The sequence below is a fragment of the Microbacterium sp. EF45047 genome (genome assembly GCF_028472845.1).
GTDB classification, from domain to species: Bacteria; Actinomycetota; Actinomycetes; order Actinomycetales; family Microbacteriaceae; genus Microbacterium; species Microbacterium neungamense.
In genome coordinates, this window is record NZ_CP069429.1 from 2,079,790 (window position 1) to 2,095,433 (window position 15,644).

Sequence of the window (15,644 nt, forward strand, 5' to 3'; positions counted from 1 at the left end):
GGCCCCGGGCGGACCCGGGGCCTTCATGAAACGCGGTGACGCGGATTACTTGAGGGTGACCGTCGCGCCGGCCTCCTCCAGGGCGGCCTTCGCCTTCTCGGCGGTCTCCTTGTTGGCGCCCTCGAGGACGGCCTTCGGAGCACCGTCGACGACGGCCTTGGCCTCGCCGAGGCCGAGCGAGGTGAGCTCGCGGACGACCTTGATGACCTGGATCTTCTTGTCGCCGGCGGCCTCGAGGACGACGTCGAACGAGTCCTTCTCCTCGGCCTCCTCGGCGGGGGCGCCACCGGCCGGGGCACCCGCGGCGGCAACGGCCACCGGAGCAGCAGCGGTGACGTCGAAGGTCTCCTCGAAGGCCTTCACGAACTCGCTGAGCTCGATGAGGGTGAGCTCCTTGAACGCGTCGAGCAGCTCCTCAGTGCTGAGCTTCGCCATGATGTATCTCCTTGATCGGGGTTTCTATCGCCGCGCCCGGATTCAGGCAGCGGACTCCTGCTTCTCACGCAGCGCCTCGACCGTGCGGACGGTCTTCGACAGCGGTGCCTGGAAGAGTGCGGCTGCCTTCGCCATCGAGGCCTTGAAGAGGCCGGCTGCCTTGGCGAGCAGGACCTCACGGCTCTCGAGGTCGGCGAGCTTGCCGACCTCTTCTGCGGACAGGGCGGCACCGTCGAAGTAGCCGCCCTTGATCACCAGAAGAGGGTGTGCCTTGGCGAAAGCACGCAGACCCTTCGCGACGGAGACCGGGTCACCGTGCACGAAGGCGATGGCGGACGGGCCCTTCAGCTCGTCGTCCAGCGCCGTGATCCCCGCGTTGTTCGCGGCGATCTTGGTCAGCGTGTTCTTCACCACGGCGTATTCCGCGTCCTGACGGATGCTGTTGCGAAGCTCCTTGAGCTCGGCGACCGTCAGACCGCGGTACTCGGTGAGCAGAACGGCGGTCGAGTCCTCGAAGTGCTTCGTGAGCTCGGCGACCGATGCTTCCTTCTGCGCCATGGCCACTCCTTGTGTGTGCGTGATGTCCCACGGCAGTGGGACATCGGCCTCGACCCCGGGCGCACGGCAAAGAAAAACGCTCCGGCGCAAGCGCACGGAGCGGTGGACAGGAGGAATCCTGAATCGTTCGTGTCACCTGCGCGGGCCCCTGCTCAGCAGTGCTTCGATCCCCGTGCTCGCGCACGACGATGACCGGCGGTCTTCGGTTACGACAACTCTAACGGCTCCCCGCCCGCTCGCCAAATCGGCGGGGGTTCCGCGCGCGACGGCCCGCAGGCTAGCGTGGCGTGCATGACCGACGAGACGACGCTCGTGCTCTTCGGGGCATCCGGCGACCTGGCATCCCGCCTGCTCCTGCCGGCCCTCGGCCAGCTGCTCAGCACCGAACCCGACCGCTCGGTGCGGCTGCTCGGGTCCAGCACCGAGGACTGGACAGACGCGGATCTGCAGCGGGTCGTCGACACGGCATTCGCCGCGGCGAAGGCGGAATCGGCGCTCGACCGCATCCGCGTCGAGTACGTCCGCTGCGACATCACGGATGCCGCCGAGCTCGCCGCCCTGCTCGAACGCGCGCCGGACGCCGCCGCGCTGTACTTCGCGGTGCCGCCGGCGGTCACCGCGAAGGCATGCGAGGCGCTGAACTCCGAGATGCTGCCGCCGGGGGTCATGCTCGCCCTCGAGAAGCCGTTCGGGGTCGACGAGGAGAGCGCCCGCGCGCTGAACGAGCGGCTGGCGAGGATCGTGCCGGAGAACCAGGTGTTCCGCATCGACCACTTCCTCGGCCGCTCCAGCATCCTGAACCTGCTCGGCGTGCGCTTCGCGAACCGCCGCGTCGAGCCGATCTGGTCGGCCGAGCACATCGAGTCGGTGACGCTCGTGTACGACGAGAAGCTCGGACTCGAGGGCCGCGCCGGCTACTACGACAAGGCGGGCGCCCTGGTCGATATGATCCAGAGCCACCTGCTGCAGCTGCTCGCCGTCGTGGCGATGGACCGCCCGGAGGCGCTCGACGAGCACGACTTCCGCGAGGCGACCACGCGGGTGCTCCGCGACGTGCACGTCTGGGGCGACGATCCGGTGCGCTCCTCGCGCCGCGCCCGCTACACGGCCGGCGAGATCGACGGCGCCGCACGGGTCGACTACCTCGAGGAGCCGGGCGTGGATCCGGCCCGCGACACCGAGACCCTGGCCGAGGTCGATCTCGAGGTGCGCAGCGACCGCTGGCGCGGGGTGCCGTTCACGCTCCGCTCCGGCAAGGCCATGGGCGCGAAGTTCGCCGAGGTCGCGGTGTTCTTCCGCCCGGTCGAGGCGATCCCGCGCGGGTTCACCGGCTCCGCACCCGGCGAGGTGATGCGGTTCACGCTCGGCCCGGACCGGATGTCGATCGAGATGAACGTGAACGGCCCGGGCGACCCGTTCGAGCTGGATCGGGCGACCCTCACCGCCGAACTCGGCCCGGGGGCGCTGCAGGCGTACGCGGAGGTGCTCGCCGGCATCCTGGATCGCGACGCGACGCTCGCGGTGCGCGGGGACGCCGCGGAGGAGTGCTGGCGGATCGTCGCGCCGGTCCTGGAGGCGTGGCGCCGCGGCGAGGTGCCGATGCAGGAGTACCCGGCGGGCTCGCGCGGCCCGGCCGACTGGCCGTCCAAGCGCTGAGGCCGGCGGCCCCGCGCCGGCGCGCACGTGACAGCGGCGGATGCCCGGCACGCCGAGGATCCGGCGCGGGCGTGTCGGCGGTCCGGGGGTAGCGTGGAGGGGTGACCCCGGAACTCCAAGCGCGCATCGTGGCGGACTCCCGCGACCGCGTCGCGTGGCTCCGCGCGAGGGCCAGGGGGATCACCGCCACCGACGTCGCCGGGCTCTCCAGCGAGGCGTCGATCGCGCGTGCGGCGGACGCCAAGCTGGGCCGCGGCCCGCGCTTCGGCGGCAACGCGTACACCGACCACGGCCGCCGTCGCGAGCCCGAGATCGCGTCCTGGGTCGCCGCGACGCACGGCATCCTGCCCTCCACCGCACTGTTCTGCGCCGAACGCGAGCGGCGCCACCTGGCCACCCCGGACGGGATCCGCGTCGACGGCGAGGGCCGGGTGCTGCTCGCCGAGATCAAGACGACGAACAAGTCCTGGCGCAGCATCCCGCGCACCTACCTGCGCCAGGTGTGGTGGCAGCAGCATGTGCTCGGCGCCGAGCGGACCCTGTTCGTCTGGGAGGAGCACGACGACTTCAGCCCGGTGCACGACGAGCCGAAGGCGGTGTGGATCGACCGCGACGAGCGCGAGATCGCGCGCCTCGTCGGCCTCGCCACCCGCCTGATCGACGAGCTCTACCAACGCACCACCGGTCAGCGCCCGCCGGCCGCCGCGCCGGCATCCGTCGAGAGCCGCCTGGAGTCCCTCCGCGAGCGCGACATGTTCCGCGCCCTCGCCCTCGCCGACTGACCCGCGCCTCTCCCCTGCGCCCGTCGCGCGCGGAACCACGCTGTTCACGCGGAACCACGCGGCCTCGGCGAATCCGACGGTTCCGCGTGAACATCGTGGTTCGCGGCGCCTGGAGTCCCGGTCAGCGCAGCGGCGCGAGCCGGCGGCGCGCCTCGGCGGCGATCTCCGCGCCGATCGCGTCGAGGAGCGGCGAGCGCAGATTCCACTGCTGCCAGTAGAGCGCCACGCGGGTCGGCTCGCCGCCGAGGTCGACGAGATCGGCGGATGCCGGCGAGGCCTGCGGCTCCGGGATGAGCCCCCACCCCAGCCCGAGCTCGACCGCCCTCGCGAAGTCGTACGAGGCGGGCACGTAGTGCCGCGGCACCGCCCACGGGTCCACGCCGCGCGCCCGCAGCCAGTCGTGCTGCAGGGTGTCGCGCCGGTCGAAGTCGACGAACGGCGCTCGGGCGAGCGCCTCCGGGGTGGCGCCGTCGGGCAGCCAGCGCTCGGCATACGCGCGCGTGGCCATCGGCCGGTACTCCAGCACGCCGAGGCCGGTGACGAGGCACCCGCCCACCGGCTTCGCCTCCGAGGTGACCGCCGCCATCACCTCCCCGGACTCGAGCAGCCGCGCGGTGTAGTTCTGGTCGTCGCGGTGCAGGTCGAAGTCGACGTCGTGCTCCTCGGCCAGGCGGGCGATCGGCGGCAGGAACCAGGTCGCCATCGAGTCGGCGTTTACCGCCAGCGGGATGCGGATGCGGGGCGCCTCGCCGCCGTCCGGGCGCAGGCCGAACGCGGTGACCGTGTCGTGCTCGAGCAGCGCGATCTGCCGCGCCAGGCGGACCAGCGCCTCCCCGGCCTCGGTGGCGCGCACCGGTTTGGAGCGCACCAGCACCACCCGGCCGAGACGCTGCTCCAGGGCCTTGATCCGCTGGCTGATCGCGGACGGCGTGACATGCAGGCGCCGCGCGGCGGCGTCGAAGCTGCCCTCGTCGATCACGGCCGCGACGGTCGCGGCGAGCTGGGCGTCGATCTGCACATGAATCATGCTAATGCCGAGGCAGGATTCATAACTGGCGTTCAGGTGAACCGAAACCTAGCGTGGAGGCATGCTCACCGTTCTCGCGGGTCTCGGACTCGGCCTCTCCCTCATCGTCGCCATCGGCGCGCAGAACGTCTTCGTGCTGCGCCAGGGCCTCCGGCGGGAGCACGTCCTGCCCGTGGTCGTGATCTGCGCGGTGTCGGATGCCGTGCTCATCGCCGCCGGTGTGGCCGGCCTCGGCTACATCGTGCAGCAGGCGCCGTGGCTGGTGACGATCGCCCGCTGGGCGGGCGCGGTCTTCCTCGTGACCTACGGCGTGATGGCGGCACGGCGCGCCTGGCGCGGCGACGGCAGCCTGCAGGTGGACGCCTCCCCCTCCTCCGCCGGCCTCTCGACCGCCGACGCCGGCGCGGCATCCGCTCCGACATCCGGCGGCACCGCGACGATGACCCGCACCCGCCTGGCGCCCGTGATCGGCACGGTGCTCGCGCTCACCTGGCTGAACCCGCACGTCTACCTCGACACGGTCCTCATGCTGGGTTCCGTGGCCGCCACGCACGGCGAGGAGCGCTGGCTGTTCGCGGCGGGGGCGATGACGGCGAGCGTGCTGTGGTTCGCCGGGCTCGGCCTCGGCGCGCGTCACCTCGGACGCTGGCTGCGCACGCGGCGGGCGTGGCGGATGCTGGATGCCGGGATCGCCGTGGTCATGGTGGTGCTCGGCGTCGGCCTGGTGCTGCCGGTCCTCGGCGGCTGACCCGGCCGGCGTCGGGCCCCGACCGACGGTCGTCGGGCTCCCGACCGACGGTCGTCGGGCTCCCAACCGACGGTCGTCGGGCTCCCGACCTACCCCCCGTCGAGCGGGCGCAGGATGCGGGTGAGGAACCGGCGGGTGCGCTCGTGCGCGGGAGCCGTGAACAGCTGCGCGGGCGGCCCCTCCTCGACGACCACGCCGTGATCCAGGAAGAGGACGTGGTCGGCGGCCTCGCGGGCGAAGCCGAGCTCGTGGGTGACGACGATCATCGACCAGCCCTCGTCGGCCAGCTCCTTGATCACCAGGAGCACCTCGCCGACGAGCTCCGGGTCGAGGGCGCTGGTGGGCTCGTCGAAGAGCAGCAGCTCGGGCCGCAGGGCGAGGGCGCGCACGATGCCCACCCGCTGCTGCTGCCCGCCGGAGAGCTCGTGCGGATAGGCATCCTGCCTACCCTCGAGCCCGACGCGGGCGAGGAGCTGCTGCGCCTCGGCGACCACCTCGTCCTTGGGCCGCCGCTGCACCCGCCACGGACCCTCGATCACGTTCTGCAGCACGGTCATGTGCGGGAACAGGTTGTGGTGCTGGAAGACCATCGCCGACCGATCACGCAGCGCGAAGCGCTCGGCCGGGGTGATGCCGCCGGCGAAGTCGACCCGGGTGTCGGCGATCGACAGCGTCCCGGCGTCCGGGATCTCGAGGCCGTTCAGCGAGCGCAGCACGGTGGTCTTGCCGGAGCCGCTGGGGCCGATCAGCACGACCACCTCGCCGCGGTGCAGCGTGAGGTCGATGCCCTTGAGCACCTCGGTGCCGCCGAAGCTCTTGTGCAGGCCCTGTGCGGTCAGCAGCGGGGTGCCGCCGAACGTCCTATCGCGCGACATGACGATCCAGCCTCTTCTCCAGCAGGTTCTGCAGCCCGGACAGCACCAGGCAGATCACCCAGTAGACCAGGGCGGCGGCGAGGTACACGATCATGAACCGCTGCGTCGACGAGGCGATCTGCTGACCGATCCGGAACAGCTCGGTGACGAGGATGAGGGATGCCAGCGAGGTGTCCTTCACCAGCGAGATGAACGTGTTCGACAGCGGCGGCACCGACACTCGCGCCGCCTGCGGCAGGATCACCCGGCGCAGGGTCCGGGCCCGCCCCATCCCGACGGTGTAGGCGGCCTCCCACTGCCCCTTCGGCACCGAGAGGATGGCGGCGCGCACCACCTCGGCGGCGTACCCGCCCACGTTCAGCGAGAAGGCGACGATGGCGCTCGGCCACGGGTCGACGAGGAGCCCGATCGAGGGCAGGCCGTAGAAGATCACGAACAGCTGCACCAGCAGCGGCGTGCCGCGGATGACGGAGATGTAGCCCCGGGCGAGGCCCGAGACGAGCGGCCGGGTGGAGATCCGCATCAGCGCGATCCCGATCGCGATGACCAGCCCGAGCGCGAACGAGATCACCGCGAGCGGGATCGACCCGGTGATGCCCGCGAGCGCCAGCGGGCCCAGCGAGCCGAGGAAGAGCTCCCAGCCGTCCATCCGCTACTGCGTGACGTCGGCGCCGAAGTACTTCTCGCTGATCTCGGCGAGCGTCCCGTCGGCCCGCAGCTCCTCCAGTGCGCCGTCGATCGCCTCGACCAGCGCCTTCTTGTCCTTGGTGAAGACGAAGGCCTGCTCGCCGGCCTCCTCGGTCTCGGCGGCGATCTTCAGCCCGGTCGGGCCGTCGGTCTTCTCGTAGTCGAGGTAGGTGAGCTTGTCGTTGATCGTGGCGTCGACGCGCCCCTGCTGCAGCAGGGCGACGGCCTGCGCCCAGCCCTCGACGGCCTCCACGTTCGCGCCCGACTCGACGGCCAGGTCGTACCAGTTGCTGGTGAGGGACTGCGCGGTGGTCTTGCCCTTGAGGTCGTCGAAGGAGGAGATCGAGTCGTCGTCCTCGAGGGTCACGATGACGCCCGGAGAGACGGTGTACGGCTCGCTGAACAGGTAGTTCGCCTCGCGCTCCTCGTTGATGGTGACCTGGTTGGCGATGAGGTCGAAGCGCCCGGCGTCGAGTCCTGCGAAGATCGCATCCCACTGCGTCTCCTTGAACTCGATCTCGAGGTCGAGCTTCTCGGCGACCGCTTCGATGATCTCCACGTCGTAGCCGACCAGGTCACCGGTGCCGCCGTCCTCGTGGTAGCTGAACGGACGGTAGGTGCCCTCCGTGGCGACGGTGAGGGTGCCGGGGGTGACCAGTCCGAAGTCGTCGCCGCCGGCATCCGCGGTGCTGCTCGGCTCGGAGCTGCCGCCGCACCCGGCGAGGGCGAGGGCGGTGACGGCGAGGGCTGCGACGGCGGTGAGGCGGCGGACCATGGGCGATCTCCTGTGTCTCGGGTGAGGCGGCGCTCTCGGATGAGGGCGCGTTCGCGCGTGATCCAGCGTACGCAGGTTGCGGCGACCCGGCCGCATCCTGTGACGGCGCGTGACATCAGGCGGGACCGGGCACCGGTGGGGACGGCACCGGCGCCCGGAACGCGGAAGAGCCCCCGCCGAGGCGAGGGCTCTTCGTGCCGGGTGTCAGCGTCAGATGGCGTTGACGTCCAGCGGGATGCCGGGGCCGAACGTGGTCGACACGGCGCCCTTCTGGATGTAGCGGCCCTTCGAGCTGGACGGCTTCAGGCGCACGATCTCCTCGAGCGCGGCCTTCAGGTTCTCGTCGAGCTGCTCGGCCGAGAACGAGGCCTTGCCGACGATGAAGTGCACGTTGGCGTGCTTGTCGACGCGGAACTCGATCTTTCCGCCCTTGATCTCCTCGACGGCCTTGGCCGGGTTCGGGGTGACGGTGCCGGTCTTCGGGTTCGGCATCAGGCCGCGGGGGCCGAGCACCTTGCCGAGACGACCGACCTGGCCCATGAGCTCCGGGGTCGCGACGGCGGCGTCGAAGTCGGTCCAGCCGGCGGCGACCTTCTCGATGAGCTCGGTGCCGCCGACCTCGTCCGCACCCGCGGCGAGAGCGGCCTCAGCGGCCGGGCCGTTCGCGAACACGATGACGCGGGCGGTCTTGCCGGTGCCGTGCGGGAGCATGACGGTGCCGCGCACCATCTGGTCGGCCTTGCGCGGGTCGACCGAGAGCTTCAGCGCGACCTCGACGGTCGAGTCGAACTTCGCCGAACCGGTCTCCTTCGCCAGAGCGACGGCCTCGGTGGGCGTGTAGTAGCGGTCCGCCTCGATCTTCGCGGCGGCAGCCTTGTAAGCCTTGGACTTGGTAGCCATTGTTCCTATCCCCCTCAGTCCTCGACCGTGATGCCCATGGAACGGGCGGTGCCGGCGATGATCTTCGACGCGGCCTCGATGTCGTTCGCGTTGAGGTCGGGCTGCTTGGTCTCGGCGATCTGGCGCACCTGCTCCTTGGTCAGCTTGCCGACCTTGGCGGTGTGCGGGGTGGCCGAGCCCTTCTGCAGGCCGGCGGCCTTCTTGATGAGCTCCGCGGCCGGCGGGGTCTTCAGGACGAAGGTGAAGCTGCGGTCCTCGTAGACGGTGATCTCCACGGGGATGACGTTGCCGCGCTGCGACTCGGTCGCGGCGTTGTACGCCTTGCAGAACTCCATGATGTTGACGCCATGCTGACCGAGCGCGGGGCCGATCGGCGGCGCCGGGTTGGCGGCACCGGCGTTGATCTGAAGCTTGATCAGGCCGGTCACCTTCTTCTTCGGTGCCATTCTCTTTCCTTTCGTCGAGCGGATGCCGCGGCATCCGTTCTCCCGCGAATCCGGCATCTCCGGACCGCGGTCGCCTGCGCGCACGCATGAGCGCGCACACAAACCACAACAGTCTACCGGATCGGCACGGATGCTCGAGTCCGCGCCGATCCGCGGCAACCACTTCGGGGGTCGACACGCCACACCTCGGTCGGATCCGGCGATGTGGTCCGTCAACCGGCGTGTCGACCCCCGATTCGTCACGGGGCCGCCGGATGCTACGCGTCGCGGTATCGCGCCACGATGCGCTCCCCGAGCATCCGCAGCCCGACGCGGACCTCGGCCGGCTCGACGACCTCCGCCACGTCGACCCAGCCCGCCAGCTGCTCCGCGAGCGCGTCCGCGCGACGCGCACTCACCTCCACCCGCACCCGGCTCGGCGCCTCGGCGCTCGCGCCGTGGTCGAGCAGGCGGGCCTGCACCCCGAAGCGGTCGCACAGCGCCCGCACCGCCCACGCGTCGACCTCCACGACGGCACGGACAGCGCCGCGCAACCCCTCCACCCGCTCGACCATGCGCGCCCACGTCGCGGCGGCGTCGAAGTCGGACGGCGGCAGTCCGGGTAGGTCGAGCGGTTCGAGCGACGAGAGACGGTCGACGCGGTAGGTGCGCAGTCCGCTCTCGTCGGCGGCATCCGTCCCGCGCTGCGCCGGCGCGCCGAGCAGGTACCAGCGTGCACCGCGGCTGCCCACGACGAGCGGCACGAGTTCGACCGTCGCCGGACCCCGTGAGCCGTCGTAGTCGAACCGCACGCGGATGCGCCGTGCGATCGCTCGCTGCAGCACCGCCACCTTGGCGGGGTCGTCGGGCGCGGAGCTCTCACCCCACGGCACGTCTCGCACGGTCGCCTCGGCGATCCGCTGCGCTCCTTCACGAAAGGGCGCGGGGACGGCGCGGACGAGCTTGCGGAGAGCGGCCACGCGGTCAGGTCCTGCCCCGAGACTCTGGGTCAGACCGGCCAGAAGAGCGGTGACCTCGGTCTCGGTGAGGCCGGTCAGGTCGGTGCGTGCCCCGCCGATCAGCTGCCAGCCCCCGCCCCTCCCCCGGGTCGGATAGATCGGCACGCCCGCCATCGCCAGCGCCTCGAGGTCGCGGCGCGCCGTCGGCACCGAGACCTCGAGCTCGGCCGCGAGCTCGGCGGCCGTGATCCGGGCGCGCCCCTGCATCAGCAGCAGCGCCTGGATGAGGCGATCGGCGCGCATTCGGAATCCGTCCCGCGAGAAGTGATCAAAGGGTGATCACTTCAACGTCGAGCATAGAAGCATCCGCACCTCGCCAGAAGGAGAACCGACATGTTCCGTGGACTCGCCAACCTCAACCTCGTGGCCGACGACATGGCCGCCGCCATCGACTGGTACACCCGCGTGTTCGACGCGCCGCCGTACTTCGTCCGCCCCGAGCAGGGCCCGCCCAGTACGCCGAGTGGCGCTTCGGCGACGACGAGGACGAACTCGCCCTGATGGACGCGCGCTTCCGACCTGCTCTCCCGCAGCCCGGCGGCGCGCTCGTCAGCATGCATGTGGATGACATCCGGGCGGCCTTCGACCGCTTGATCGCGCTCGGGGCGCAGCCCTTCGACCCGGTCACGCAGCGGGGCGAGGGCTGGTGGTCGGCATCCGTCAGCGACCCGTTCGGCAACCTGCTGGGCCTCGTCCAGAGTCCGCACTGGGCCGCACGGCACGCCGGCTGACGAGCATCCGCCGGCGCATCGTGCCCCGGGCGCTTCGCACGGATGCGGCGGCGCACGCGTCCCGGGCAACCACTTCGGGGGTCGACACGCCACATGTCGGTCGGGTTCGGCGATGTAACCCGCCAACTGGCGTGTCGACCCCCGATCCGTCACGACGGCGCCGACGGCCGTCGGATGCAGGAACGGCCGCCCCCGGAGGAGCGGCCGTTCCAGTGACGGGTCAGAACCGTCAGAGCATCTTGGTGACCTGGTCGAACGACAGCTCGACCGGGGTCTCGCGCTCGAACAGCGACACGAGCACGGTGAGCTTGCCGCTCTCCGGCTTGATCTCGCTGATCGTGCCGGGAAGACCCGCGAACGAGCCCTCCTTGATCGTGATGGTCTCGCCGACCTCGAAGTCGACCTCGGCCAGCACCGGGCGGGCGACCGCGGTGCCGCCCTTGGCGGCGATGGACTTCGCGGTGGGGACGTCCTTGACCTCGACGAGCGGCTTCAGCATGTTGAAGGCCTCTTCGAAGCGCAGCGGGGTCGGGTTGTGCGCGTTCCCGACGAAGCCGGTCACGCCCGGCGTGTGCCGCACGACCGACCAGGTGTCCTCGTTCAGCTCCATGCGCACCAGCACGTAGCCGGGGATGCGCACGCGGTTGACCATCTTGCGCTGGCCGTTCTTGATCTCGACGACGTCCTCCATCGGGACCTCGACCTGGTAGATCTCGTCCTCGACCTCGAGCGTCGACTTGCGCTGCTCGATGTTGGCCTTCACCTTGCGCTCGAAGCCGGCGTAGGAGTGGATCACGTACCACTTGCCGGGCAGCATCCGAAGCTCGGCGCGGAAGGCCTCGTACGGGTCCTCCTCCGCGTCGGACTCGTCGTCCGAGGTCTCCGCGTCGCCGTTCACGTCGGGCCCGTCGTACGGGTCCACTTCGTCCGCGGCCGCGGCCTCGAGCTCGGCGGCCTCTTCGGCGACCGAATCGTTGAGGACTTCAGCGGCGGCCTCAGCCTCAGCCGCTTCGTCCAGGTTGAGAGCGTCGTTCACGATCGCGTCCGCCTCCGGGTCTTCGATGTCGATGTCTTCGTCCGCGCCGTCGAACTCCTCGCCGTCGCCCTCGATGTGGAGGGCGATGTGCTCGGCCGAGGTCGACGAGCGCTCCTGCTCTGCGAGGACGTTGCCCTCCTGGGCCTCGTCCTCCTCGCTGGACTGCTCTGCCGCGGTGGCCCAGTCTGCGTCGTCGGAATATCGTTCAGACACGTTGCTTCTTTCCGTTCACTGCGACGGCTGGCAGGCGGTCCCTGAGCCCGTCGAAGGGTGCGTCAGCTGCCGGGCACTCCGAACACGTAGTGGGTCAGCATTCCGAAAAGCCAGTCGAGGCCGGAGACCAGACCCATCACGATCAGCACGAACACCAGCACGACGAGCGTGAACTTGACCAGTTCCTTGCGGGTCGGGGTGACGACCTTGCGCAGTTCGCTGATCACCTGGCGGAAGAACAGGGCGATGCGGCCGAAGAAGCCGAGCTTCGAGTCGCGCAGGGCTCCTGCCCCGGCCGTGACGACCTCGCCGCGCGCTTCGTCCTGATCCATCCTGCGTGTACCTTTCGTGAGTCAGCATCGCGCTGACGCGCAGGGCGGACAGGAATCGAACCTGCAACCTGCGGTTTTGGAGACCGCTGCTCTGCCAATTGAGCTACCGCCCTAGAGATCCGTCGGATCCCTGGGTCCTCATCCTCCTCGCGACCGGATCCCGGGCACGGCGAAAGTATCGGACAACTGCCTGTCCAGTGTACGCCATGCGCACCCCCGCTCCGAACCGAGGCGGCTCCGCGCGCGTTCGCTCTCCGCGTGACGATGCCCAGGCGTGATCCGGATGCCGCGACGCGACGGCGGATGGGCACGGCGGAGCATCGCGCGGTGCCCGCCGCACCTTGACGGTGCGCGGGAACGCCGGAGGGGGCGGATGCCGCGCGGCATCCGCCCCCTCCGGTCCGATCTCACGCCTTGCGGATGAGCTTCTTGTTCACGAACTCGTCGGCGGCCAGCAGACCCAGCTCCCGCGAGGTGCCGCTGCGCTTGACGCCGCCGAACGGCAGCTCGGGGCTGTCGGCGAGGACGAGGTTGACGTAGACCATGCCCGCCTCGATGCTGTTGGCGACGCGCTCGGCCTGCTCCTCATCCGTGGTGAACACGTACGAGCCCAGCCCGAACGGCGTGTCGTTGGCGAGCTTGACGGCCTCCGTCTCGTCGGCGACGCGGTACACGACCCCGGCCGGGCCGAACAGCTCCTCACGGTACACGTCCATCTCCGGCGTGACGTCGGCGAGCACGGTGGGGGCGAAGAACGCCCCGTCGCGGGTGCCGCCGGTGAGCACCGTCGCGCCCTGCGCCACGGCGCGGTCGATCTGCTCCTGCAGGCGCTCGGCGGCGGCGAGCGACGACAGCGGGCCGAGGACGGTGTCCTCCTGGGTCGGGTCCTCCGCCTTCACCGCCGAGAGCGAGGCGACGAACTTCTCCACGAACGCGTCGTACAGCTCGTCGACGACGATGAAGCGCTTCGCGCCGTTGCAGGACTGACCATTGTTGTCCAGGCGGGCGTCGACGGCGGCCTGCACGGTCGCGTCGAGGTCGTTCGTGGAGAGCACGATGAACGGGTCGGAGCCGCCGAGCTCGAGCGCCACCTTCTTCAGGTTGCGGCCAGCCACCTCGGCGACGGCCGCACCGGCGCGCTCGGAGCCGGTGACCGAGACGCCGTGCACGCGCGGGTCGGCGATGATGGCCGCGGCCTGCTCGTTCGTGGCGTACACGTTCACGTAGCCGCCGTCCGGCAGGCCGGCGTCGGAGTAGATGGCCTCGAGGGCGGCCGCGGACTCCGGGCACTGCGGGGCGTGCTTCAGGATGATCGTGTTGCCCACCGCGAGGTTCGGCGCGGCGAAGCGCGCGACCTGGTAGGCCGGGAAGTTCCACGGCATGATGCCCAGCAGTGCGCCCAGCGGCGCACGGCGGATCACCGCGGTCCCCTCGCCGAGGATGTCGAGGGGCTGGTCGCCGGTGATCTTGTCGATGTTGTCCGCGTAGAACTCGACGATGTCGGCGGCGAAGTCCACCTCGCCCAGGGCCGCCGCGATCGGCTTGCCCATCTCGCGGACCATGATCGCGGCGAGCTCCTCGCGGCGCTCCCGGTGCAGCTCCGCGATGCGGCGGATCACCGCAGCGCGCTCGGCGGGGACGGTGGCGCCCCAGGTCGCCGCGGCGGCCGCGGCCCGGGCGACGGCGTCGTCGATCTGGGCGTCGGTGAAGGTGTCGTAGGTCGCCACGGTCTCGCCGGTGGCGGGATTGACGACGGCGTAGTCGGTCATTTTCTCTCCTGTGGTGTGCGTTTCGTCTCGGTCGCTGCGCTCCCTCGCTCAACGACCGGGGGATGGTGTGCGTTTCGTCTCGGTCGCTGCGCTCCCTCGCTCAACGACCGGGGGATGATGTGCGATTCGTCTCGGTCGCCGGTGTCAGCCGCTCCGCGACCGGGACCGCCGCCCGCGACGGAGTCAGCTGTTGGGGATGAGCGTGTACTTGGTGGACAGGTACTCGTGGATTCCCTCGAACCCGCCCTCGCGGCCGATGCCGGACTGCTTGACGCCGCCGAACGGCGCGGCCGCGTTGGACACGACGCCCACGTTGAGACCCATCATGCCGGTCTCCAGCGCGTCGATCATGCGGTGACCGCGGGCGAGGTCCTCGGTGTAGACGTACGAGACCAGCCCGTACTCGGTGTCGTTCGCCAGGCGCACGGCCTCGGCCTCGTCGGTGAACGTGGCGATCGCCAGCACCGGGCCGAAGATCTCCTCGCGCAGGATCGCGCTGCCGGCGACCACGTCGGTGAGCACGGTGGGCTGGTAGAAGGTGCCCTCGCCCTCGAGCGCCTTGCCGCCGGTGAGCAGGGTCGCCCCGCGCTCGACGGCGTCGCCGACCAGCTCGGACGCCTTGGCGACGGCATCCGCGTCGATGAGCGGGCCGATGGCGACGCCCTCCTCGGTGCCGCGGCCGACCTTCATCGCCTGCACGCGCTCGGTGACCTTGCGCGCGAACTCCTCTGCGACGTCCTTGTGCACGATGAAGCGGTTCGCCGCGGTGCACGCCTGGCCGATGTTGCGGAACTTCGCCGCGAGGGCGCCGTCCACGGCCTTGTCCAGGTCGGCGTCCTCGAACACGACGAACGGGGCGTTGCCGCCGAGCTCCATCGACACCCGCAGCACGCCCTCGGCGGCCTGCGAGATGAGCTTGCGGCCCACCTCGGTGGAGCCGGTGAACGACAGCTTGCGCAGGCGCGGGTCGGCGATGATCGGGCCGGACAGCGCGCTGGAGCGCGAGGTCTGCACCACGTTCACGACGCCGGCGGGCAGGCCCGCCTCCTCCAGCAGCGTGGTGAAGTACATCGTGGTCAGCGGGGTCAGCGCCGGGGGCTTGATGACGACCGTGCATCCGGCGGCGAGGGCCGGCGCGATCTTGCGGGTGGCCATCGCGAACGGGAAGTTCCACGGCGTGATGAAGAACGACGGGCCGACCGGTCGCTGCGAGACGACCATCCGGCCGGTGCCCTCCGGGTTCAGGCCGTAACGACCGGTGATCCGGACCGCCTCCTCGCTGAACCAGCGCAGGAACTCGCCGCCGTAGATGACCTCGCCGCGCGCCTCGGCGAGCGGCTTGCCCATCTCCAGCGTCATCAGCAGCGCCAGGTCCTCCTTGCGCTCCTGCACCAGGTCGAAGGCGCGACGCAGGATGTCGCTGCGGGTGCGGGGGGCGGTCGCCGCCCACGCCTCCTGCGCGGCCACGGCGGCGTCGAGGGCGCGGATGCCGTCGGCCGGGGTGGCGTCGGCGATGGAACGGATCACGGCGCCGGTCGACGGGTCGTGCACGTCGAAGGTGCGCCCCTCCTCGGCGTCGATCCACTCCCCTCCGATGAAGAGGCCGGTGGGCACGCGGCTGAGGAGGTCCTGTTCAGTCGATGCAAGTGCAGTGCTCATAATCGTCTCGATTCTGT

At 70.6% G+C, this 15,644-nt stretch carries 18 protein-coding genes and 1 tRNA gene; 5 read left to right on the forward strand and 14 right to left on the reverse strand.

Annotation, left to right across the window (positions count from 1 at the left end):
• Positions 1 to 45: 45 nt before the first annotated feature.
• Together rplL and rplJ are read right to left on the reverse strand one after the other, a co-directional pair.
• The gene (rplL, locus tag JRG78_RS10125) at positions 46 to 435 is read right to left on the reverse strand and encodes a 50S ribosomal protein L7/L12 (RefSeq protein ID WP_259606548.1); all 390 of its coding nucleotides are present in this window, start codon (positions 433 to 435) and stop codon (positions 46 to 48) included.
• 42 nt (positions 436 to 477) lie between these two features.
• The gene (rplJ, locus tag JRG78_RS10130; protein ID WP_259606549.1) at positions 478 to 993 is read right to left on the reverse strand and encodes a 50S ribosomal protein L10; all 516 of its coding nucleotides are present in this window, start codon (positions 991 to 993) and stop codon (positions 478 to 480) included.
• A gap of 291 nt (positions 994 to 1,284) precedes the next feature.
• Between rplJ and JRG78_RS10135 the strand changes: the two genes are divergently transcribed.
• Together JRG78_RS10135 and JRG78_RS10140 are read left to right on the forward strand one after the other, a co-directional pair.
• The gene (locus JRG78_RS10135) at positions 1,285 to 2,649 is read left to right on the forward strand and encodes a glucose-6-phosphate dehydrogenase (protein ID WP_272653352.1); all 1,365 of its coding nucleotides are present in this window, start codon (positions 1,285 to 1,287) and stop codon (positions 2,647 to 2,649) included.
• 101 nt (positions 2,650 to 2,750) lie between these two features.
• The gene (locus JRG78_RS10140; protein ID WP_272653353.1) at positions 2,751 to 3,431 is read left to right on the forward strand and encodes a YqaJ viral recombinase family protein; all 681 of its coding nucleotides are present in this window, start codon (positions 2,751 to 2,753) and stop codon (positions 3,429 to 3,431) included.
• Between the two features lie 121 nt (positions 3,432 to 3,552).
• Here JRG78_RS10140 and JRG78_RS10145 read toward each other — a convergent pair whose 3' ends face one another.
• Complete coding sequence (locus JRG78_RS10145) at positions 3,553 to 4,449, reverse strand: LysR family transcriptional regulator ArgP (protein WP_272653354.1); 897 nt, start codon at positions 4,447 to 4,449, stop codon at positions 3,553 to 3,555.
• Positions 4,450 to 4,519: 70 nt separating this feature from the next.
• Between JRG78_RS10145 and JRG78_RS10150 the strand changes: the two genes are divergently transcribed.
• Entirely contained in the window at positions 4,520 to 5,206 is a 687-nt protein-coding gene (locus JRG78_RS10150) for a LysE/ArgO family amino acid transporter (protein WP_272653355.1), read from the forward strand.
• Positions 5,207 to 5,295: 89 nt separating this feature from the next.
• Here the strand turns inward: JRG78_RS10150 and JRG78_RS10155 are convergent, their stop codons facing one another.
• The 6 genes from JRG78_RS10155 to JRG78_RS10180 all read right to left on the reverse strand — a co-directional run bounded on the left by JRG78_RS10155 (position 5,296) and on the right by JRG78_RS10180 (position 10,130).
• Complete coding sequence (locus JRG78_RS10155) at positions 5,296 to 6,081, reverse strand: amino acid ABC transporter ATP-binding protein (RefSeq protein ID WP_272653356.1); 786 nt, start codon at positions 6,079 to 6,081, stop codon at positions 5,296 to 5,298.
• Positions 6,068 to 6,730 carry an amino acid ABC transporter permease gene (locus tag JRG78_RS10160; protein WP_259606557.1) on the reverse strand — a complete coding sequence of 221 codons (663 nt, stop codon included), beginning with the start codon at positions 6,728 to 6,730 and terminating at the stop codon, positions 6,068 to 6,070. The genes JRG78_RS10155 and JRG78_RS10160 overlap by 14 nt, the downstream gene beginning before the upstream one ends.
• Before the next feature lie 3 nt (positions 6,731 to 6,733).
• Positions 6,734 to 7,543 (reverse strand): amino acid ABC transporter substrate-binding protein, encoded by an 810-nt coding sequence (locus tag JRG78_RS10165; protein WP_272653357.1) that lies wholly within the window; start codon positions 7,541 to 7,543, stop codon positions 6,734 to 6,736.
• 210 nt (positions 7,544 to 7,753) lie between these two features.
• Positions 7,754 to 8,443 carry a 50S ribosomal protein L1 gene (gene rplA, locus JRG78_RS10170; protein ID WP_259606559.1) on the reverse strand — a complete coding sequence of 230 codons (690 nt, stop codon included), beginning with the start codon at positions 8,441 to 8,443 and terminating at the stop codon, positions 7,754 to 7,756.
• 14 nt (positions 8,444 to 8,457) lie between these two features.
• Positions 8,458 to 8,889 carry a 50S ribosomal protein L11 gene (rplK, locus tag JRG78_RS10175; protein WP_272653358.1) on the reverse strand — a complete coding sequence of 144 codons (432 nt, stop codon included), beginning with the start codon at positions 8,887 to 8,889 and terminating at the stop codon, positions 8,458 to 8,460.
• A gap of 257 nt (positions 8,890 to 9,146) precedes the next feature.
• Positions 9,147 to 10,130, reverse strand: a complete 984-nt coding sequence (locus tag JRG78_RS10180) for a helix-turn-helix transcriptional regulator (RefSeq protein ID WP_272653359.1) — start codon at positions 10,128 to 10,130, stop codon at positions 9,147 to 9,149.
• Positions 10,131 to 10,220: 90 nt separating this feature from the next.
• Here JRG78_RS10180 and JRG78_RS10185 point away from each other — a divergent pair, with 90 nt between their 5' ends.
• Together JRG78_RS10185 and JRG78_RS10190 are read left to right on the forward strand one after the other, a co-directional pair.
• Positions 10,221 to 10,388, forward strand: a complete 168-nt coding sequence (locus JRG78_RS10185) for a VOC family protein (protein WP_272653360.1) — start codon at positions 10,221 to 10,223, stop codon at positions 10,386 to 10,388.
• 59 nt (positions 10,389 to 10,447) lie between these two features.
• A complete protein-coding gene (locus JRG78_RS10190) occupies positions 10,448 to 10,618 on the forward strand; it encodes a VOC family protein (RefSeq protein WP_336297685.1) in 171 nt (56 codons plus the stop codon).
• A gap of 229 nt (positions 10,619 to 10,847) precedes the next feature.
• Here JRG78_RS10190 and nusG read toward each other — a convergent pair whose 3' ends face one another.
• From nusG to JRG78_RS10215, 5 genes are all read right to left on the reverse strand, one after another.
• A complete protein-coding gene (gene nusG, locus JRG78_RS10195) occupies positions 10,848 to 11,867 on the reverse strand; it encodes a transcription termination/antitermination protein NusG (protein ID WP_259606563.1) in 1,020 nt (339 codons plus the stop codon).
• 62 nt (positions 11,868 to 11,929) lie between these two features.
• Positions 11,930 to 12,199: a preprotein translocase subunit SecE gene (gene secE, locus JRG78_RS10200; protein WP_259606564.1), complete on the reverse strand. Its 270-nt coding sequence runs from the start codon at positions 12,197 to 12,199 to the stop codon at positions 11,930 to 11,932.
• A 40-nt stretch (positions 12,200 to 12,239) separates the two neighbouring features.
• Positions 12,240 to 12,312 (reverse strand) — tRNA-Trp (locus JRG78_RS10205).
• Between the two features lie 294 nt (positions 12,313 to 12,606).
• Positions 12,607 to 13,968: an NAD-dependent succinate-semialdehyde dehydrogenase gene (locus JRG78_RS10210; RefSeq protein ID WP_272653362.1), complete on the reverse strand. Its 1,362-nt coding sequence runs from the start codon at positions 13,966 to 13,968 to the stop codon at positions 12,607 to 12,609.
• A 183-nt stretch (positions 13,969 to 14,151) separates the two neighbouring features.
• Positions 14,152 to 15,627, reverse strand: coding sequence for an NAD-dependent succinate-semialdehyde dehydrogenase (locus JRG78_RS10215; protein ID WP_259606566.1), 1,476 nt, complete (start codon positions 15,625 to 15,627; stop codon positions 14,152 to 14,154).
• Positions 15,628 to 15,644: the final 17 nt, after the last annotated feature.